General features: G+C 61.8%; 16 protein-coding genes and 1 pseudogene. 5 read left to right on the plus strand and 12 right to left on the minus strand.

Annotated elements, in window-relative coordinates; all coding sequences use genetic code 11:
• The first annotated feature begins 535 nt into the window (after positions 1-535).
• The 3 genes from LB528_RS13720 to LB528_RS13730 are packed head-to-tail and all read left to right on the plus strand — an operon-like array spanning position 536 to position 1,410.
• Positions 536-796, plus strand: coding sequence for an antitoxin (locus LB528_RS13720; protein ID WP_224513628.1), 261 nt, complete (start codon positions 536-538; stop codon positions 794-796).
• Complete coding sequence (locus tag LB528_RS13725; protein ID WP_224513627.1) at positions 793-1,197, plus strand: type II toxin-antitoxin system VapC family toxin; 405 nt, start codon at positions 793-795, stop codon at positions 1,195-1,197. The genes LB528_RS13720 and LB528_RS13725 overlap by 4 nt, the downstream gene beginning before the upstream one ends.
• On the plus strand, positions 1,198-1,410 hold the full coding sequence (locus tag LB528_RS13730) for a CopG family transcriptional regulator (protein WP_224513626.1): 213 nt from the start codon (positions 1,198-1,200) through the stop codon (positions 1,408-1,410).
• A gap of 85 nt (positions 1,411-1,495) precedes the next feature.
• Here LB528_RS13730 and LB528_RS13735 read toward each other — a convergent pair whose 3' ends face one another.
• The 5 genes and pseudogenes from LB528_RS13735 to LB528_RS13755 form a co-directional block, all read right to left on the minus strand.
• The gene (locus LB528_RS13735) at positions 1,496-1,780 is read right to left on the minus strand and encodes a DUF1778 domain-containing protein (RefSeq protein WP_224513624.1); all 285 of its coding nucleotides are present in this window, start codon (positions 1,778-1,780) and stop codon (positions 1,496-1,498) included.
• 54 nt (positions 1,781-1,834) lie between these two features.
• Positions 1,835-2,095: pseudogene (locus LB528_RS13740) on the minus strand (type II toxin-antitoxin system prevent-host-death family antitoxin).
• Positions 2,096-2,138: 43 nt separating this feature from the next.
• Positions 2,139-3,080: a DUF2493 domain-containing protein gene (locus tag LB528_RS13745; RefSeq protein ID WP_224513621.1), complete on the minus strand. Its 942-nt coding sequence runs from the start codon at positions 3,078-3,080 to the stop codon at positions 2,139-2,141.
• Positions 3,081-3,409: 329 nt separating this feature from the next.
• A complete protein-coding gene (locus LB528_RS13750) occupies positions 3,410-4,444 on the minus strand; it encodes a toprim domain-containing protein (protein ID WP_224513745.1) in 1,035 nt (344 codons plus the stop codon).
• A 5-nt stretch (positions 4,445-4,449) separates the two neighbouring features.
• The gene (locus tag LB528_RS13755) at positions 4,450-8,904 is read right to left on the minus strand and encodes a strawberry notch family protein (RefSeq protein ID WP_224513619.1); all 4,455 of its coding nucleotides are present in this window, start codon (positions 8,902-8,904) and stop codon (positions 4,450-4,452) included.
• 192 nt (positions 8,905-9,096) lie between these two features.
• Here LB528_RS13755 and LB528_RS13760 point away from each other — a divergent pair, with 192 nt between their 5' ends.
• Positions 9,097-10,287, plus strand: a complete 1,191-nt coding sequence (locus LB528_RS13760) for a DUF1173 domain-containing protein (RefSeq protein ID WP_224513618.1) — start codon at positions 9,097-9,099, stop codon at positions 10,285-10,287.
• 700 nt (positions 10,288-10,987) lie between these two features.
• Here the strand turns inward: LB528_RS13760 and LB528_RS13765 are convergent.
• The 6 genes from LB528_RS13765 to LB528_RS13790 form a co-directional block, all read right to left on the minus strand.
• On the minus strand, positions 10,988-12,178 hold the full coding sequence (locus tag LB528_RS13765; RefSeq protein ID WP_224513616.1) for a DUF932 domain-containing protein: 1,191 nt from the start codon (positions 12,176-12,178) through the stop codon (positions 10,988-10,990).
• A gap of 121 nt (positions 12,179-12,299) precedes the next feature.
• Complete coding sequence (locus LB528_RS13770; protein WP_224513613.1) at positions 12,300-14,438, minus strand: ParB/RepB/Spo0J family partition protein; 2,139 nt, start codon at positions 14,436-14,438, stop codon at positions 12,300-12,302.
• Positions 14,439-15,122: 684 nt separating this feature from the next.
• Complete coding sequence (locus tag LB528_RS30555; RefSeq protein WP_224513611.1) at positions 15,123-15,227, minus strand: DUF982 domain-containing protein; 105 nt, start codon at positions 15,225-15,227, stop codon at positions 15,123-15,125.
• 692 nt (positions 15,228-15,919) lie between these two features.
• Entirely contained in the window at positions 15,920-16,399 is a 480-nt protein-coding gene (locus LB528_RS30560; protein ID WP_411962166.1) for an NAD(P)-dependent oxidoreductase, read from the minus strand.
• Between the two features lie 852 nt (positions 16,400-17,251).
• Positions 17,252-17,548 (minus strand): ATP-binding cassette domain-containing protein, encoded by a 297-nt coding sequence (locus LB528_RS13785; protein WP_224513743.1) that lies wholly within the window; start codon positions 17,546-17,548, stop codon positions 17,252-17,254.
• Between the two features lie 130 nt (positions 17,549-17,678).
• Positions 17,679-18,533 (minus strand): SDR family NAD(P)-dependent oxidoreductase, encoded by an 855-nt coding sequence (locus tag LB528_RS13790; RefSeq protein WP_224513609.1) that lies wholly within the window; start codon positions 18,531-18,533, stop codon positions 17,679-17,681.
• Between the two features lie 198 nt (positions 18,534-18,731).
• On the opposite strand from LB528_RS13790, the gene LB528_RS13795 reads away from it, so the two are divergent.
• Positions 18,732-19,685 (plus strand): LysR substrate-binding domain-containing protein, encoded by a 954-nt coding sequence (locus LB528_RS13795; RefSeq protein ID WP_224513607.1) that lies wholly within the window; start codon positions 18,732-18,734, stop codon positions 19,683-19,685.
• Positions 19,686-19,773: 88 nt separating this feature from the next.
• Here the strand turns inward: LB528_RS13795 and LB528_RS13800 are convergent, their stop codons facing one another.
• The gene (locus LB528_RS13800; protein WP_224513604.1) at positions 19,774-20,676 is read right to left on the minus strand and encodes an NAD(P)-dependent oxidoreductase; all 903 of its coding nucleotides are present in this window, start codon (positions 20,674-20,676) and stop codon (positions 19,774-19,776) included.
• Positions 20,677-20,777 lie beyond the last annotated feature (101 nt).

The raw sequence follows: 20,777 nt of genomic DNA on the forward strand, positions 1-20,777 counted from the left end.
ATGGCCGTCCGGTCCAGCGCTGCGGATATCGGTCGCGCGCTTCTGAACGCTCCATCACCATGTCGATCCACACCCTGCACTCGCCCGTTCCCGGCCGCTTTAAGCGCATGACGGCCCCTTCCGCATCATCCCCTTAAACGGTCCGCGAGGTCGGTCCGGACTGGAGCCGTATCGCCGCATTCAAGCCGCGCTGCAATATCTTGGTGGAGGTATCCATGCCGCCGTCGCAGGGGCGATCTTTGGGAGACCCCGCCCTGCCAACGTCCGGACACCCGACCGTCGGTGGAGTCAGGCACACCAATGGTCGGCGAGCTAGCGGTCTCGCGCTGTCGGGATCGGTTCGCAGGGCGCGTTTCCGCGCGGTCCCCTCGCAAGGGGATCGCCATGCCTTCGGTCGCGAATGCTGGCTTTGCAGGCTGCCTGGTGGCGGAATAGAGATCGGGTCGGCCGCACTGGATGCGCCCGGATCTCGCGTCTTGAAGCAAAGGCCGCAATGACGTATATACGTGATCGTATATACGTCGGAAGAATAGTCATGCCTCATCTCGCCCGAGTTTTTCAGACTGGCAATTCGCAAGCCGTTCGCCTGCCGAAGGAATTTCGTTTCAATGTGGAGCGCGTGGAAATCACGCAGGAAGGCGATGCGCTAATCCTTCGCCCGCATATCGAGACCGAGGAGGCATGGACATCGCTGAAGGCGGCGTTGGCCCGCGGAACAAGCCCCGATTTTATGGCGGATGGCCGGCAGCAGCCGGAAGAGCAGGATCGGCCGGAGCTTGACGCGGTATTTTCGTGATTTCCTATGTCCTCGACACGAACGCGGTCATCGCATTGATCGGGCGTAAATCGGATCAGCTGGTCAGGCGCGTTCTCGACAGCCCGCAAGGCAGCATTGGCCTGTCCTCGATCGTCGTTCATGAGCTTTACTTCGGTGCACACAAGAGCGCCAAGGTGCAGCATAATCTCGAAACCTTACGTCTGATGATCGCCGATTTTCCAATCCTCGATTTCGACCTGCATGACGCTTTCGTCGCTGGAGAAATCCGGGCGGCCCTTGCTGCGAAGGGAACACCCATCGGCCCGTACGACGCCTTGATCGCCGGTCAGGCCAAGGCCCGTGAACTCGCTGTCATCACCAACAATACTGGCGAGTTTGCACGGGTTGAGGGCCTGCGCGTGGAAGATTGGACGATGTGAGTGAACGGACATGCGCGCCAACGGGAAAACCAATACATGGCGCCAGGAAAACATCGGCACGCCCTCAACCGCGGAAACATGACGCGCGACCAAGATCGCCGTCATGCGCTTCGTTCGCTGCTGAAAGCTGAAGAAGAATTCCGACGCGGAGAGATGCTGCCCCTTACGGCTCTGGATGAGATCGATTCGGAACTGGATGGAGAACTGCGCTAGTCGCTCCTCGCGTTCTCATCCTGCCGGAGTCGAAAGCGCCAAGCCGATGCGTGTCGTCGAGCAGTTCAATACCGGGAAGGGCCATCTAGCCTTCCCAGGGTGCTATCCGTCGCAACCGTTCGGCCGCCTTCGGCGGCGGAGCGGCCGCCGGGGCGGAAATCGCCTGCATGAAGGCATCATAGGCGTCGGGCGAGAGGCGGGTGACGGTCTCGTTGAGGATCGCCACCTGCGCCTCGTGCAATGCGGCGCGGCGCATGAATTCGGTGCGCGACAAGCCGAGCAGTTCCGCGCCACGATCGATGATCGTCAGATCGTCGTCGCGGAATCGCATCGAGACGGATGTTTCCTTTCTCGGGGCTGTGGTGGCCATGTCGCGCTCCTGTGATGCGATTGTATTTTGCAATACTTCTCTCCATGGTCGCAGTTACGACTCACCGTCGTAACCTTCGCCGCATGCCAGCCGATCGATCTTCGCCGCGAACAGTTCTTTGTGTTTCTCCGGCATTTAGGCGGTTCGGCCGACACGACGTAGATCCCCCACGGAGCGCATCCGTTCGTAGCGTTCGATGCTCATCAGAGCGTACCGGAGCTTTTCATCCGAGATGAGAACAACCGGCTCGGCACTGGCGGCGTCCAGGACGTCGCCAGTGTGCCTGCCTGAATCGTCTATCGTGAATGTCCGCATAAGCGGCATGCTAGATGGATTCTCCGGAGGAGGAAAACGGCGCTCACGCGCCGTCTCCTCTAAGTTCCCAAACATTGATGCCGAAGCGGCGGGCCTTGTCGCGAAGGTTTTCGGTGATGCCGGATCCCGGAAAAATGACGACGCCTGCGGGCATCACGGAGAGCATCTCGTCGTTGCGGCGGAAGGGTGCGGCCTTGGCATGCTTCGTCCAGTTCGGCTTGAAGGCGATCTGCGTCACCTTGCGTGCTTCCGCCCAGCAGGCGGCGATGCGTTCGGCGCCTTTGGGCGATCCGCCATGCAGCAGGATCATGTCCGGGTGCTTCGCGTAGGCCTTGTCCAGCGCGGCCCAGATGCGCTCATGATCGTTGTAGTCCATGCCGCCGCCGAAGACGATCTTGGTGCCGGCAGGCAACAGCACCTCGGTTTCGGCGCGACGGCGGGCAGAGAGGAAATCTCTGGAGTCGATCATTGCCGCCGTCATGTTGGCGTGGCTCACCTTCGAGCCGGTGCGCGGCCGCCATGCCGATCCGGTCTGCGCCTCGAAGAGGTCGGCCGCATAATCGCGCATGAACTCGAAGGCGTTGCGGCGCTCGAGAAGCGTGATGCCTTCGGCGATGTGGCGCTCGAGCTCGACGCTCTTGACCTCCGAACCGTCCTGCTCGCGCTGGCCGGTGCGCTGCGCGTCTTGGTTGCGCTGAAGCTCGCGCTGGATGCGCTCGCCGGCGCGATGGAAGAGGTTGACCGTCGACCAGAGAAGGTCCTCGAGATCCGGCTCCAGCCGTGTATCGCCGAGCATTTCGAACATGGCGTCAAAGACTGCGGTCAGCGCCGACTGGACCATTGGCTCCTCAGGCAACGGGCGTGAATCCGGCTCGTCCTGGAAGGGGCGATGGCCGTGGATCTGCATCTCGTAGATGAAGCGGTCGGTCGGGGACGAGGCGTGGTTGGGCTCGAAGGCGTCGTCGAGGGGAAGGGTAAGGTTCATGCTGGGTCTCCGTCGGTTTGGGCCGCGCCTCTCGCGGCCTGACGGCGATCCCCTTCCATGCGGCGGGCGGGCCGGAACCGCGGCGCCCGCGCCGCGGCCCAGCGCAGCGCCGGGCGGGGACAAGAAGGTTTCTTGGGCCGCGAGGAATGCCGGGCCGCCTCCGGCCCGGCAGGGAAGAAACCTGACTGACCCGCTGAAGGCCTGAACGCCGGATGGTAAGGGTCGCCTCTCGGCAGGCCGGCGAGCGCGCGCCCACCGAACGGCGACCGGCAGAGAGCGACCTTCTCCCGCCACGCCGCGCCCTACCGTCGCCCAGCCTCATGGCCGTCTCACGCGGGCAGAAAGGCCTGAGCGTCTTCCGTGGCAAGCTGGCTTCGAAGGTGCGCGGTAAGCCGAGCCGGACCGAGCCGGCGCAGGTCCTCGTTGAAGTCGCCGAGTTCCGGGGCGAGCACGAGCGGCATGATCCCGAGCGCCCGCGCGCGGCGGCTCAATCCCTCGATGCCGTGCCGGCCGGCGGCATCGGCGTCGGCGGCGATGTAGAGGCGCACGCATCCTGCCGGGAGCCGGAAAGCGGCGAGGTGATTGGCGGTCAGCGCTGACACCATCGCCATGCCAGGCATCACGTGCGAGAGCGACAAGATGCTTTCGAGCCCCTCGCCGGCGGCCATGACCGGCACAGGGCCATGGAGGGGAAAGTGGAAGCGCACGGCGTTCCTAAGCAGCCCGCCGAGCGCGCGGCGCGGATCGTCGACCTTCGCTTTGCCCTCGCCCTGCGGGTCGAGCCATGTGCGGTGCACGCCGGTGATTGCGCCGGAGCGGTCGGTCACGGCTGCGATCAGCGCCGGATAGCGGCTCGTCCTGCCGGTCACGAGATCCCGGTAGTAGCAGGACGGGTGGAAGCGCAGCGCCGGATGCAAAGACGCCCGCAGGATGCCGCGCTGGCGCAGATAGGTGTCGGCCAAAGTGCCGGCAAGCGGCTGCGCCATGCGGAACAGCCGTCGCGCACGTTCGGCAGCCGGTCGTTCGACCGGCGGGGCATCGCCGGCCTCGTCCCCGCGATACGACGAACCGGGCTTAGGCTCATTCAGAAAACGTCGAGCCTCATCGGCAACGTCGCGGAAATCCACAAGTCCGCAGGTTTCGCGAACAAGGTCGAGCAGGTCGCCGAATTGCCCGGCCGCGGCATCTGTCCACCGGCCTTTGCGGGGACCAGCGAGATGCACATAGAGCGACCGGCCCTTGTTGTTGGCGACGTCGCCGACGATCCAGTAGTTGCCGCCCCGACGGCCGGCGGAGAGGTAATGGCGGCAGACCGCCTCGACGTCGCGCGCGAGACGATCCGCCAGTTGCGAGGCGGACAGCATAGCGGTCACGCACGGCCGGCAACGTCGACGATGCGGTGCCGCTCCATGAGACGCGACAGGATCACTGGTCCGTCATCCGTGGTCGGGACGAAGAACCTGACCTTCCAGGCGATCATTTCGGAGAACAGGCCTATTGCTCTCAGCCTATCGCGCATCCCGTCGCTGAAGCCTGTGAGTTCGACGCGATAGTCATTCATCACCCGCACACGCCGCAGCGTCATGTTGCCGGCCAGCCCAATGACCGCAGAGCCGCTGAGCAGCGATTGCCACACCTCGCCGGCGCTTATGACCTCGGTCCGATCAAGCCCGAAATTCTGGCACAGCCGGGCGAGACCTTCCGAGGAGATCAGACGGCCGACGATGCGTTCGCCCTTATCGGTCTCAAGCCGATAGACACGGCAAAAATCCTGCGGCAGCAATTTCCAGATCGGCAACAGCAGGCCGGAAACCATGTGCATGGTCGAGATGGCAAACTCTGGCAGACTGGCAACCTCGGTGTTCCAGGCGTCGGCAAAGACCTGCTCGTCCGCTTCCTGCCAGTTCGTTTCTTCAAGCTGACGCAGCTCGAAGCGGATTTCGACCGTCGGCCGGATGAGCGTGACGCGCGGCTGGACCGAGCCGTCGTCGAGCATGACCGAGCGTGTCGGAACCTGCACGGCCGAGCGGCCGGACTTGCCGTTGACCATGAGCTTGGCCTGGCAATCACAAGCGGCAAGTTGCAAGGCATCGGAGAGCAGCATCGGCCTGTTGCGATCCATGCGTTCGATCGTCAGCAGATGCGACTGCGCGCCGGTGACCGGGTGGGTGTAGACCAGCTTGCGCTCCTTCACCGTCATGCGGTCCGCTACAAGCGTCTCCAGGCCCTTGTCATAGACACCCGCCGCGATCGCCCCCTCGATGCGGGCGGCCAGCAGTTGCTCGAAGGCGTCGAACAACAGGTTTTGCATGGCAATGGTCAGCGCCAGCATGCGGTTGAGGAAGGTATGGATCGGCGGCAGCTCGTCCTTGAGCCCGCCCTCCTCCGCGGTCAGCGACAGGCCGGTAATCGTCTCGAATTTATCCAGCGAGCAGCCTGCGATGTCGCCGCAATGGATGAGCTTGTAAAATTGTCGCAGCGCATCGCGGGCATATTGGGATTCGAGATTGTCCTCAGAGCGGAACATCCCCTGTCCGCCGGTCTGGCGTTGCCCGCGCGTGATTGCGCCCAGCGTGTCGAGACGCCGGGCGATGGTCGACAGGAAGCGGCGCTCCGCCTTGACGTTCGTGGCGACCATGCGGAAGCGCGGCGGCTGCGCCTGGTTGGTGCGATGGCTGCGCCCAAGTCCCTGGATCGCTATGTCGGCCCGCCAGCCGGCTTCGAGGAGATTGTGCAGACGCAGGCGCTGGTTCTTCGCGCCGAGATCCGCATGATAAGACCGTCCGGTGCCGCCAGCTTCGGAGAAGATCAGGATCGGCTTCTCGTCGTCCATGAAAGCACGCGTTTCGTCCAGATTGGCGCTGCCCGGTCGGCTTTCGACGGCGAAGCGGTCGATCGTGCCGCCATCGTCGCGGCGCACGATGCGGCGCGTTCGCCCAGTGATCTCGGCAACGCGATCCGTGCCGAACCTCTGGACGACCTGGTCGAGCGCGGTCGGGATCGCGGGCAGGCTGCCGAGCCGCTCGAGCAATGCGTCACGGCGTGCGACCGCTTCACGGCACAGAACCGGATTACCGTCGGCATCATAGACCGGCCGCGACAGGAGATTACCTTCGGCGTCGGAATATTCCTCGAAGAGCTGGATCGGAAAGGAGTGGTGCAAGAATTCCGCAACGATCTCGCGTGGCGTGATGTCGACCTGGATATCGCCCCGCTCCTCGGTCGGGATCTCCGCCAGCCGGCGTTCGGTGAGAGACTGTCCGGTGGAGATGATCTGGACGATTGCCGCATGCCTCTCCTGCACATCCTTGTCGATCGCGCCGATCAGCGCCGGCGTCTTCATCGAGGTCAGCAGGTGATTGAAGAAGCGCTGCTTCGAACTTTCGAAGGCAGAGCGGGCGGCTGCCTTGGCATTTTTGTTGAGCGTGCCATTGCCGGTCGCACTGGTGATGCCGGTGGCTTCGAGCGCCGCGTTGAGATTGTTATGGATGACCTGATAGGCCTCGGCATAGGAATCGTAGATGCGGACCTGCTCCTCGGTCAGTTCGTGCTCAATGATTTCGTACTCGACACCCTCGAATGACAAGGACCGCGAGGCGTAGAGACCCATAGCCTTGAGGTCGCGCGCCAGCACTTCCATCGTCGCGACGCCGCCGTCCTCGATCGCCGCGACAAACTCGGATCGGGTCGAGAACGGGAAGTCGGTGCTGCCCCACAGGCCGAGGCGTTCGGCATAGGCGAGGGATTCGACGTCGGACGCGCGGGTCGCCGAGACATAGACGACGCGGGCATCGGGCAGCGCACGTTGCAGGCGCAGGCCGGCGCGGCCTTGTTGCGAGGCGGTCTTCTCGCCGCGCTCGGACTTGCCGCCGGCGGCATTGGCCATGGCGTGGCCTTCATCGAAGATGACGACGCCATCGAAAGTCATTGCGTTCCCCGCCTCTTGACCGAGCCAATCGACGATCTGCTGGACACGCGAGCGTTTGCCTTCGCGCTCATCGGTACGCAGTGTGGCAAAGGTGACGAAGAGGATCCCTTCTTCGAGGTTGATCGGCTTGCCCTGCCGGAAGCGCGACAGGGGCGTGACCAGCAGCTTCTCCTGTCCCAGTGCGGCCCAATCGCGCTGGGCGTCCTCGATTAGGGTCTCTGACTTTGAAATCCACAGATGGCGGCGGCGGCCCTTGAGCCAGTTGTCCAGAATTATCCCGGCAGCCTGGCGGCCTTTGCCGGCGCCCGTGCCATCACCGAGAAACCAGCCGCGACGAAAACGGACAGCGCCCTCGGTCTCAGGCGTAACGGCTTTCAGATTGTCGAAGGTCGCATCGACGGACCAGTGGCCAGCGAGATAGCCGCCGTGCGCTTCGCCGGCATAGATCACGCTTTCAAGCTGGGCATCGGAAAGATCGCCGCTGCTCACGACACGCTTCGGAAGATGCGGACGATAGGTCGGCTTGGGCGGCGCGACCGATGCCATGGCGACAGATTCGACCAGCTTGTCCGGGTGTGGCTTGGCGCCGGGAATGTGGATCGCCTGCAGCCGGTACGGTTCGTAGATGCCGTCGGCGACATCGACACGCGCTTTCGGCGCCGCGTCGCGCAGTTCGTACGAGAGTTCGATGACTTCGTCGTTGAAATGAGCGGGCGGCAGAGACACGGGTCGCGGTGCGCGGACGGCGGGCGAAGGGCGCGTTGCGGAAGCGGATTCTGCCGCAGGACGCACGGTGCCGGCGGCCTTGCGGCCGGCCATCTTCGTCACGCAGGCGCGCAGGACGCCGTTCGATAGCGCGCCGATGGAGTTCGGCGCGGTCGCGGGCGAGCGGGGCGGAAGATCCGAGATCCATGAAAGCAGTATCTCCAGATCGGAAGCGACGCCGTGAGAGGAGACCAACTTCGCAGGATTGGGAGCGGCGATCTTATCGATCACCGTCAGCCGCGTTTCCATCGTCGTGCCATGTCGGGCATAGACAGAGCCATCGATCGCGGCGCTGAACAGGACCGTGCCGCGCTCCTGCAGGCGGACGAAGGCGTCGCGCCATTTGAGATTGTCGGGGGAAAGGCTGGAGCCGGTGATCGACACCAGCCGACCGCCGAGGGCGAGCCGGGCGAAGGCGGAGGCGAGATGACGCCATGCGGCATCGCCCATGCGGCCTTCGACGTGAAGGCCGGCGGAAAACGGCGGGTTCATCAAGACGACGGTCGGACGGACCGAGCGGTCGAGATAGTCATCGATGTGGGCGGCATCATGCTGCGACACCATCGATCCCGGGAAGAGCTGCTCGAGAAGCGTATAGCGAACCGGTGCATATTCGTTGAGGGAGAGGCGCGCCTGCGCGAGTTCGGCGAAGATCGCCATGAGGCCGGTTCCGGCGGACGGTTCGAGCACCGTGTCGTCGGCCATGACCCCGGCGGCGCGGGCCGCGACAAAGCCAAGCGGCATCGGCGTCGAAAATTGCTGGAGCTGTTGGCTTTCCTCGGAGCGCCGCGTGTGGGTCGGGACCAGGCCCGCAACCTTGGTCAGCATCGCAAGCGTGGTCTGCGCCGCGCGAGCGGAAATCGCCGCGCCGAACTTGCGCAGGAACAACACCTGCGCGACCTCGGTCGCCTCATAGGCATCCTTCCAGGCCCAGAAACCTTCGGCGTCCGAGCCGCCGAAGGCGTTCGTCAAGACGGTTCGGAGATCGGCTGCGCCGATGGCCTGGCCGCGCTCAAGAAACGGCAAAAAGCCATGGCCGGCGTGGAGGATCTTGCCCGCTCGACCTGCGCGATCGGCTGGCGCAAGAGAGGTGGCGGCCGCGTTCGCGGCACCGGATGTGATCATCTTCATGGGAAATCCTGCCGAGAGCGGGAAAAGAGCGGCCAGCCGGACGCTCTCCAAACCCGGCAGGCCGCCCCTTCCGGCCCCCCTCTCTCGGGAGATGAGGCGCCAGCGCCCGGCCTGGAGGTTTACTAGCTATTTTTCGATAGTAAAATGAGCACTGTCCCGTGTAGCTTCGACCGAGGCAAGGAGGGAACGGCCGTGCGAACATTCACGATCGGCGAACGGGTGATGGAGGAATCCTCGCCGGAGTTTCGGACGCTTCTTCCGCAGGCCTACGAGCAGCGGCTTCGCCCGATGTGCATGTGCAAGGAGCCGCCGATCCCCATGTATATCGCGCATCTGGAGGACCAGTATCTCATCAAGCGCATGCCGCTTTCGGGGCGCGATCACCATCCTGGTTGCCCCTCCTATGAGCCGCCCTACGAGCTTTCCGGCCTCGGCCCGCTGATCGGCAACGCGATCCAGATCGACGCCAGCGGCAAGGCCGACCTGAAGCTGGATTTCTCGCTGACGAAACGTGGGGCCAGATCCGGAGCCACCGCGTCGGCTGAGCCGTCGGAGCGGGGCATTCGCAGCGAGCCCAGAAAGCTGTCGCTCAGGGCAATGCTGCATTATCTGTGGGAGGCAGGCGAATTGACCAAATGGCGGTCGACCTGGGCAGGCCGGCGTGGCTGGGGCCGGGTGCGAACCAGCCTCATCAATGCCGCCTCCCAAATGACGGCTCGGTGTAGCCCCTTGAGCGATGTGCTTTTCGTGCCGGAAGTGTTCCATCCAGAGGATAAGGATGGGATCGCCGCGCGGCGTGCGGCCGCGCTCAAGGGCATACAGCCGTCCGGCTCGGGTCCTCGCAAGCTGATGATGATCGTGGCCGAGGTGAAGGAGTTTTCCGCGGCTAGAGCGGGCCAGAAGATCGTCGTGCGGCACATGCCGTTTCCGCTGATGATCGAGGACGGCGCATGGCGGCGGCTGGCAGCACGCTACGAGACGGAGCTCGAACTCTGGCGCTCGAGCGAAGCCTTCCACCTGATCGTCATCGCGACTTTCGGCGTCTCAACCGCCGGCATCGCGTCGGTCGAGGAGGTCGCGCTGATGGTGGTCAATGAACACTGGCTGCCCTTCGAGGACATTCACGAGCTGCGGCTTCTGGAAATGCTGAGCCACCTGAAGCGGAGGACCGTCAAGGGGTTGCGTTTCAACCTGCCCCGCGATGCGCCTGTCGTGTCGGTGACATTGCCGGAACAGAAGCCCGCCCCCGTCGCGATGTTCATCGTCCCGGCGAGCGCCGGAGAGGAATACGAACAAGCTCTAACCGACATGATCAATGCGAGGCCAGAGATCACACCCTGGGTCTGGCGGGTCGCGGAAGGCGAAATACCGCGATTTCCTTGATCCGGGAACATAGGGCCGCGCCGGACATTGACAGAACGAGGCGAATAACAACACCTCCAGCCTCTCGCCGAAGCCATCTATCTCATCGGATTGGTATGAAACCTGAGAAAAGCCCTTTGTCATCGAGATCAAGAATCGGCGACGCCTGGCCCGCCGAGAGCACTCGATCTGGGGAGAGATCGACCTGAAGGCGGCAGGCGATCAGGTCGCCGCCGAGCAGACGGGAGACGAGAACGGTGCGGCAATTGTTCCGCGGCGGTCTGGTGCGGGGACGGCGAAGAACGCCCGCGACATCAACACCTGATCGCGTCGTATACCAGCTTAGAAACCCCCATCCGTTGACATAGAAATGCCGCTTCGCCTTGAGACGGGCGATATAGGCGTCCTGTTCCCTTGTTGGCGCCGAGCCGATTGAAGCGCGTCCGGGAATAGTCGATCACTCCGTGCCCTCAGTCAATTCCAGCGGGCCTGCCGCGACCGCGACCTTTGGGGCCCGGCGCGTTGCGCAATTTGCGCCAGTTGGGTCGGAATGTCGCCGACGGAGAAGTTGAACAGGTGGCCGACCTTCTCGATGGGTCCGCCGCGACCTGAGCAGGAAACGAAAAACGGATGTCACGGGCGCTCCAAAAAGACAAACGCCCGGCGCGATAGCCGGGCGATGAAAGGGATCGATAGGAGGATACTACTGGATGGATTAAGATCAGGCTGCGGCTTCCAGCAGCTTCCGGGCCTTGCCCTCGAGTTCGAGCCGCGTGTCCTGATGCGCCTTCCCGCGCGCAAGAGCGGTGATACCCTGCACAAAGTCGAAAATTGACTCAGGCGGCCTGCCCTCTTCGGAAAGTACTGTCTCGATGATCTTTCCGGTTTCGGCCTTGGAGAAGCCGCGCTTGCGCAAGAAATCCGAGCGATCTTCATCGTTTCGCGCAACGACCCGTTCACGGGCGGCGCGGATGCCGGCGACGAAGGGCGCGGGTGAGGAATTGGCGAAGTTCGTCAGCGCCGGGGCCGCCTCGTGGGCGAAACGCTGTGCTGCGAACTTCGAGTGCCGGATGGTGATTTCCTCGAAATTTTCTGTGCCCCAAAGATTCCTGTTGGCACAAACTGCGCGTAGATAGAAGGAGGCAATGCCGAGCGTCTTCGATCCGACTTCGCTGTTCCAGGCGTAGAACCCGCGAAAATACCAGTCGGGCTTGCCGTTCGGCAGGCGGCCGGCCTCGATCGGATGGGTGTCGTCGACCAGGAAGAGAAAGACGTCGCGATCGCTGGCGTAGAGCGTCGTGGTATCCTTGGTGACATCGACGAAGGGGTTGTGAGCCATGGTCGACCAGTCGAGCACACCCGGCACCTTCCAGATCGTGTCGCCGGTGCCGTTGCCGGCAATCCTCATCACCGCCTCGACAAGATCTTTGTCCCAGATGCGGCCATAGTCAGGGCCGGTCACTGCCCGCAGTTCCACGCGGCCGTTATCCATCTCCAGTGTCTTGACCATTTCCGCATTTTGGTTGAGCAGGCCATGCTGAAGGTTGATTGCCGCCAGCGGCGCGGGCAACTGGCGCATATAGCTCGCCGGAGCTCCGACCAGGCTGCAAAGCTGACCATAGCTCCAGTGTGTGGGCGCCAGCGGCTCACGACCGCCGGGAACGACCAGGGAAAGGCGCTGGGCATTGTCACGGGTCGCCTCGACGCGGATTTCTGTACTTTCGACAGTTCGAACCCGAGCACGCTCTGTTCTGGCGCTGACGGCGCGATGGAGGTCGCAAAGTGACAGATAGCGCTCATCATCCGGGCGCGAAAACCATTCGGACGAGACGCGGCCGATGCGTTGACCACGCGAAATGTCGACCTTGAAGCCGGACGATACAGGCCGCGGGCTGGTGATCATGGTGTTCATGTTGGAAGCTCCTAAAACGAAGAGCCCGGCTGTCGCTTTGCGACGGCCGGGCTGGCGAGGTGGATGATGGAGGAAGGCCCGGCGTAGACGCCAAGCCTTGGGTCAGGCGGTTTGAAGAGGGCTATTCCGCAGCGTCGAGACGACGGTTCTCTTCGACATCGGCATCCTGAAGAGCCGCATCCTCACCTTTGGCGCCCGTGGTCAGGTAAACCGGCAGATCGGCGTCGGCGCCTTCTACTGCAGTGTCCTCAGTGACTTCGTCCGCGGCAGCGTCGCCCTGTTCCGAGAGCGGCTCATCCAAGGTGAGCCGCAGTGGTTCGGGCAGCCATCCGCTGCCTTCGAGCAGCCGGGCGGCCTCACGAGCCATGTCCGCCTTCTTGAGGTGATCGATGAGCTGCGCGGACTGTTCGCCCTTCGCCTCTCGGACCGCCTGCAGGATATGGGCCTTTGTCACGCGGCCGAGATAGTTGTCGACCGTCGGCTTCCAGCCTGCCTCGACCATATCGAAGCCGATCGAGCGGGCGAGTTCATCAGCATGGGCGAGCGCCCCGGGTCGCCGGTTCCACGGCTGCACAACGGCATTGAGCGATAGCGAGACGCAATGCGCAAACAGCGCCTGCCGGCTGGCCTCGTCGAGAGCGACCAGGTAGTTCCAAAGCTCCGCGGGGGTCTTCGGCAGATCGTGTCCCCATGCTTCATGACGCTGTTCGATCTCCTTCGCCCAAACCGTGTCGCCCAACCCTTGCGTCTGGCCGAACTTCGCGCTCTGCATCGTGACCTCGAGGCAAGAGTCCGAGCCGTAGACGAAAAAGCTCTTGAGAACAAAGACGTGCAGCGCGGCGACAAAGGCCATGACCGGATCGTTTGCGAGAGCGTTCCTGAGCGCGATCGTGCGGGCTGCCGTCAGGTCCTCGACGACGCGATCCGAGAGCGGACGAATGCGGTCGTCCTCTTCCTCCGGCGGCTCGAGGGCAACGGGCTTGCCATTGACCGAGATCCCGCCGGTTGCGGAAGCTGTAACTGCATCATCGCCATCGTGATTGCCGGCACCGGTGCCATCGGCCTCGACGACCGGCTCGTCCTCCGGTCGAACGAAGCCGCGCTCGATCTTCAGCTCGCCGCCGGCGCCGAGCGAGATGAAGGCGCCGCCGCGCGCAACCTCTTCCGGATCGAAGACATGGGGCCGGTCATTCATCCGGTCCAACTCGTTGCCGAGTTCCTCAAGCCGGGTTTCCGTTTCCTCGGAATAGTCGGTCGCCTCGGCGTATTCCGCGTCGAGCTTGTCATATTCCGCCTTTAGCTCGTCGTAGCGGGCGAGCTCGTCGGCGCTCAATTCTGAGCGCTCGCCGTAAAAGCGGCGCAGGCCGGAAGCATGGCCATAGGGAAAGTCGATTGCCGCGTCGACCCAGTTCCACCCTTCCTCGGCTTTCAGCGTTTCGGCGTCGGCCTTCAGCTTTTCGAACACGAGCTGTTCGAGAAGCGCCGGATCCTGGAGCCATCCAACCTGATCCTGTTCGAAGAGATCGCGCATCACAATGCCGCCGGCGGCCTCGTACGCTTCGATCCCAATATAGACCGCGCGGCGATCGACGGCACGCACCGCTGTTTCGGTGAGCAGCCGGCGAATGTAGTACGGCTCGCGGACATGCGACCGGGAGACCGTATCCCAGACCTGTTCCTGGCGAACGTGATCGTTGGTGATGGAAAAGGCCATCACCTGCTCAAGTTTGATCTCGTCATTCGCGTAGAGATCGAGCAGGCGCGGCGAGACCGACGCCAGCCGCAGACGCTGGCGCACCGTCGACGCCGAGACGAAATAGCGCGCAGCGATCTCCTCCTCGCCGAGACCCTGCAGATGTAAGGTCTGGAATGCCCGAAACTGGTCGAGCGGATGGAGCTGGAGGCGATGGACGTTTTCGGCAAGCGAATCGTCCTCGACCGAGGTCGCCCCGCCGCGCTTGACGATGCAAGGGATGGGTTCGGTCTTCGCCATGCGCTTCTGCTTGATCAGCAGTTCGAGAGCCCGATAGCGGCGGCCGCCGGCGGGCACTTCGTAGCGGCCGGTTTCCTCATCGTTCTCGCCAAGGATCGGCCGTACGTTCAGGCTCATGAGAAGCCCGCGAAGGGCGATGTCCTCGGCGAGGTCCTCGATCGAGACGCCCGCCTTGATGTTGCGAACGTTCTTCTGCGAGAGTTCGAGCTTGTCGAAGGGAATGTCGTCCGATCGGTCGAGGGTGATTTTCTGAATGGCCTTTGCCATGTCGTTTCTCCGTAGCCGGCCGGCCGGAGCCTCTCTCCGAACCTTCAAACCCGCTGCGAACGTTTCCTCCCCCCTCTCCCTCCCAGCCGCGCTCCGCCTTTCCCGGTTTGCGCTATCTGGGGAACCGGTTCCAAACCGTCGAAAACCCTGCGGAGACGCGGCGCTATTAGCATGCGAAAGCACCTGCATTCTGACTGCAGATGGATACTCGGTCCCGACCAGCATGGCGGGAACGAGCAAGCGTGAAGCGTCCGCCAATCAATGGCCGGCACTTTCGTTTCGCGCCTGGGCACTTGAGAGCTCAGCTCCGGCGCGATTAAATCGCGGTCTGGGCCTGGCTCCCGGCAATCTAGTTCACGGAAGCGCATTGATCTCGGCGGAGCGCTTCGCGCACGGCGATTGCTGCTGTCGTCGCGCCAAAATTCCATACCGGCTAAACCACCACAGTCTTTGATCTGTGCATCGTTCTTGGGAAGAGCTCGGCTAACGTCCCAATACATACCACAGTCAGGCGTCCCGGGAGCAGTGAAGCTGGCAGGCGGGAGAGGAAGTGTTGATCATATTTCCGATTCCGGCCGAAGGCAGGGCGCGCCTGGCAGCAAACTAGCGCCAAGTCTCGGAGCCCTCCCGCGGACAGCGTTTGGCTTCCATCACGCGGCTGGATCTACTGCTGGGGATTGCCTTCTAATCGCTGCGCAGAATCTTTGCTTCGAGCGCGGCTGCCACGAAAGCTCTTCGAGCAGCTGGTGGATGGGCCTGACCGCGCAACGCCTGAAGACAGGCGACCATCGCGGCTTTTCATTTGAGGTCTCGCGATCAAGATCGCGAAGCAAGATAGCGGCAGCGTCGTTGACATCGAACACGACCCGCTCTGAGCTATGGCGGCTAGCTTGCACAACGACTGCTCTTTCAAATCTGTTCAAGCCCGTCATTTCATCCCAAAAAGGCCATGGAAGCGGCAATTGCGCTGATAGCACTTCGTTGCCCGGCCGACGGAGTCTGCCGCATCTTGAAGAAACCGTTTCTATTTTCGGTCTGGTGAAATTTCGACTCGACAGACCAATAGCAGAAGCGCCCAACTAACGCTTGCACTTTTCCCCGCGCCCGATTTGCAGGTGGCGAGCCACTGCATGGCGGAAGTTTCATCCTCCAATATGGCGGCTCGTTTCGCAAAGCCGAAAAGGGCATTGCGGGCGGCACTCACTGGTTTCGAGTGCAAAACAATCTGGCAGGTCATTTTTCCGGATACATCCGGCCTGCGATGTGGCCAGGTGCGCACTTGGTCCCGGGCCAAATCGCGATGCGGCTGGCATACCGCTCAGCGATAGCTTCCCATACCTGAGAGGCCTTCATCGCAGCTGTGCTGAGCCTCGCAAAGCAGCGTGGTTTGACGTACCACCGCGGTGCGTTGTTGATGCGGGTGCGGCCGACGTCGGCCAGAAGGTCCGAACAGGCTGCTGGTCAGTACCCGCGCTCGTTGCTCACCGTGTTTTCCAGGGGCTCGTTCCTGAGGAAACGCCCATAATTGATGGCACCTGGACGAGGCTGTCCTCGCTGGTTCCGAGGCCGCCGCCGGCGTGCGGCGTTATAACGACCTTCTGATTAGACCAAAGCGGACTGAACCAAGGCAGGGGCTCGGTCTCGAAGACATTAAGATAGGCGGAGTGTAGCCGCCCCCTCGCGATCGCCTGAAGGAGATCGTCCTGGTTGACTGCACTGTTCGCGAATGCGCAGTCTTGCCTGAACAGCTTAAACTTCGAGGCGTCGAACAATTGCCGTGTCGAGGGCATTTCCGGCAATATGGACAACACGAAATCGGCCCTTGAGAGGAGCTCGTCAAGCTTGGCTGCTGTCGTATGGCTTGCGATCCCGAGCACGGACCTGTTCGAGCGGCTCCATGTCGAGACCGAAAAGCCATGCTCCTTGAGCATGGTGGCAATCTGGACGCCGATGAAACCCATGCCGAGCACAACAACAGAAAAATCTGAGGGCTGCTTGGTCCTGATGCGCGACCATTCGCGCGATGCCGCCGGGCTCTATAATCGAGAATCCGCTGCTGATGCGAAAGAACGGACTGGAGCGCCGACAACTTCAGACTGTCAGCCAATTGTTGATCCTTGAGGTGGGTAACGATGACACCGGCGGGAAGTGTTTGATCGCTGAGCACGTCTCCTGCTGCGTGACCAAGATAACTGACCCAGCGCAACTTCCTGAACTCAGCGAACCCGCCCCGGCTGGTCATGGTGGTATCGATCAGGATTGCGTCAATTTCCTCTGGTCTCCATAGACCATCCCAAGTCCTGATGTCAGCCTTGGGATCGTGGACACTGAAGGCCTTGCGCCAAGCTTCGTCGTCAGCGCCATAGTCGCTGATCAGCAATGTCGTGCATTTCTTCACCGGGCATTTTCTCCTTGGTGTGATGCTGGCGCCAACTCGACCAACTGCCGATGGGAGCGGACGAAACCTGCGTTGCCGACTTCCTTGCCGGAGCCGCGATTTTATCGCAGGTGCCGACGATCCTCAGGGGACAGCGAATGAAATACGCGCATGTTTCCGCAGAGCCGCCTGCGAGTGGCTCGACAGTGAGCGGCTAATTGCCGATAGCCGAGCCGGGGCACTGCGTTCAGCAGAGCCTGGGCATAGAGGTGACGTGGACCGTCGTAGACACAATGTGAGCTACCCACCTGCATAAGCTGTCCGCGAAACGGGACCGCAACGTTCTCCGCGACCTTCTTCACCGATGCAAGGTCGTGAGAAATGAAAATCTGGGTGATCGAGTTAGTCGATTTGAGATGGTTCAGCGCATCGATGATCAAGCTTGCGTGGTAACGTCGAGTGCGGAAAGAATTTCATCGCAGACCAAGATATCCGGTTCGGCCAAAAATGCCCTGGCAATGGCGATGCGTTGGCGCTCTCCTCCGGAAAGCTCATCGGGAAAGCGCCTCAGATAACTTGCCGGGAGCCTGACCTGTTCTAGAACGGCCTCTATGCGACGCCACGCCCGCTCACGTGACAATGCAAAGAAATAATTCACCGCTCGCGTCAGCTCTGTCGCTACGCGAAGGGTCGGGTTGAGAGAGGCGTCCGGATTTTGAGAAATGTACTGAATACGCCGGCGCTGCTCGAGGCCATGACATCATCGAGGGTTGTGTGCGGACAACAGTTTCGAGTAGGGGCGGTCGACACTGCCAGCGTCACGATTCGTCCCCATCCCTCGGATAAGGTGTTGAGGGCCGGTGTCAGAATACGTCGGAATTGTCGCGTAGCCGGCGTTCCAGAGGAAGTTCCAAGGCACGACCGTCTTCGCCAGGCCGCACGCCACCGCCTCGCCGTTCCAGCCAGCCGTCGAAATCTTGAGCTGCCAACGAGTAGCCCATATCGCAGTCGATTTCGCGGCCTGTGAGCGTGCACGCTTCGTCCGACAAAAGGAATGCGACAAGTCGCGATACTTCTTCGGGCGTAGCGAGACGCTTCAAAGCACCGTTTCGTGCCTCGGACTCGAAAAACGCGGCGCGGTCGCCGAAATTGGGAGTGGCGACCAACCACGGCGCGACGGAGTTGACACGCACACCGCTTGGACCAAGTTCGAACGCAAGTGCACGAGACAATCCTTCGAGCCCCATCTTGGCCGCCTGATAGTGGCTGAGATTGGGGAAGGAATAACGTGCGGTGATCGATGTGAAAAAGACGACCGAACCATGGCCTTGCTCGACCATGGCCGGACAAAACGCGCGAGCGGTGTTGAACCCCCCCGTCAGAATGACGTCGAGCGTATTTTGCCAATAGGCAGCACTGAGTTCCAATATCGGCGAAAAAGAACGAACATTTACGCTATTGATCACGAAGCTTGGCGATTGGGCCCAATCCGAAACGTTCTTTGCCGTCTTCTGCATGTCCGTCAAAGAGCGCACATCGGTACAAAAGCCTCGCGCCTCAGCGCCGGATCCAGCAAGCCGGTCCAGCGTCTCTCGCGGCTCTTCGAGATCAATCGCCGCGATCTTCACGCCATAGCGGGAGAGTTCGAGACACACCGCTTGACCAATACCTTGTCCCGCGCCGATTACGGCGGCTGTCTTGCCTGCTAAACCTCTCATTTATATCGCCTCAATCTTGCCAGTTGCGGCTAGCTTTCGTTGAACGGTGAGGCGCGTTCAACGCGGATTGAGATTATGAGGGCATGACAATTGTTGCCAAGCCGCGACCGTTAGTGCCAGTCGATCGATGCTTGTTGACCCAGTCTCAGGTTCCGCGTTACCCCCTTAGGTTCTTTCCTTAGCGTTTGGAGCAATCCGATGACAGCCCTGCGCTCGATGCTGCCGCCCTTGCATAGCCTCGTTGCGTTCGAGGCAGCTGCGCGCAAGATGAATTTCACCAAGGCAGGATCAGAGCTCAACGTTTCCCAGGCCGCGATCAGCAGGCAGATCCGCGTCCTTGAAGATGATCTGGGCGTGAAACTCTTCCATCGCTCGCCGACGGGACTAAAGTTAAGCCCGGAAGGGTCACGCCTTTTTGCTGCGGTCAACGACAGCTTGGTGGATATCGCGGAGGCATGCACTGATCTGAGACGTATCGTGAAGCCGAGCAGCGTCACCATCACGGCAAGCATCTCGTTCTCCATCTTCTGGCTTGCGTCTCTGCTGTCAGATTTGCGTGCGCGCCATCCGACGATCGACATACGGCTGATAATGAACGATCCGTTTGTATCGCCTGACGTGGGCAATTGCGACATCGCCATCCGTTATGGCACCGGCAATTGGCGGGGCTGGCGTGCCTTTCAGCTGTTCGGGGAAGAAATAATTCCTGTTTGCACTCCGGATATGAAAGAGCGGTTCCGCGATCAATTGAACACGCCAACCGACCTGCTGGCCTTACCGCTTCTTTGGCTGGACATGACAGATCCCGGCGGCCTCGACTGGCGCACATGGTTTCGTGATCTGGGAATCTACGCCGATATCCCGCCAGCGGGCGCACAGTTCAACAACTACGCAGTGATGATCGAGGTCGCGCGCGCGGGCCACGGCATATGCCTCGCGCTTCGGAGTCTGGTCCAGAGGCTGCTTGATGCCGGCGCGCTTACGGAAGCAATTCCCATTGGAGTGAGAACGCCTCGCGCCTACTACATGGCTTTACCGGAGGAACGCATCGAGACCAGAGCCACCACCATCGTTGTCTCATGGCTGAAGGAGGAGGCGGCAAAGAGTGCCAAGGCCATGGAACAACACTGGTCGCCGAACTTCGAAGGCTAGGTGCGAGCCCATCGGAGCGCTTTCCTCATCCGGCAGTTTGGATAGCTTCCGACAGATTTCCCACAGCCGGATTTCAGGGTGCGTCCCTCTATTTCTGGGCTGACGATTCGATCTTTACGCCAGACCACGTCTCGATCATCTCCACGATGGTTGTGAAATCGCGTTTGTCGGATCCCTGTGTCAACCAATGGAACCAGAGCTGGAACACGCTGCTGCCGACGTGCATCGGTACACGCAGCCGCAACGCCTCGTCCATACACAGCTTCAGGTCTTTGATCTGAAGGTCCATGGGGAAGCCGAAGTTGAACGTTCGCGGCATGATGGCGTCCGGGAACTTGTCTTCAGACGCCGAGTTGCGGCCCGAGCCGGCGTTCATGATGTCGAGCATCTGCTGGCAGTCCAGGCCGGCCTTCCGGCCCAAGACCATCACCTCGGTGGTGACAGCCATGTTCGCTGCCGATGCCAAATTGTTAATGAGCTTCATCGTCTGGCCCATCCCCGGTTGGCTGCCCACGCGATGCATCTTCCCGAGCGCGGCAAGCGCGGTCGAAGCGAAGTCGATGTCTTCGGGCATCCCGCTCGCCATGATCGTTAGTGTACCGGTCTGAGCCCCCTTGATCGCGCCTGTCACCGGCGCATCGACGAACCGCTTTCCATTCCGGTGCAGGACCTCACCGATCCTGACCGCCAAGGCCGAACCGCTGGTGCCCATATCGATAGCGCAGACTAGCCTGGCTCCGTGGACGAGACCGTCCACGCCGAGTACCGTCTCCTCGACGATTTCGGGTGTCGGCAGCATCATCACCGCGATCGCGGCATGATCGGCCAAGGCCTTGGGCGTCCGCAAGCGCACCGCGCCCTGGCGCTCCAGCCGACCGGCAGCCTCGTCCGAAGGATCGACGACGAAGGTCTGGAATCCCGCCTTCAGGAGCTGTTCGCACATGGGCTGCCCCATCTTGCCGAGGCCCAGAAAACCTATGGTCTGAGACAAAAGAAAACTCCTAAGCTTGCATTTGCAATGGGCTGGTCGGGAAGGGACTTTTGCGGGGCGCGCCAAGTCGCGGAGGCGAGCTGATCAGGCGGAAATCCTCG

The organism is Mesorhizobium sp. CA4 (genome assembly GCF_020165075.1).
Classification (GTDB): domain Bacteria; phylum Pseudomonadota; class Alphaproteobacteria; order Rhizobiales; family Rhizobiaceae; genus Mesorhizobium.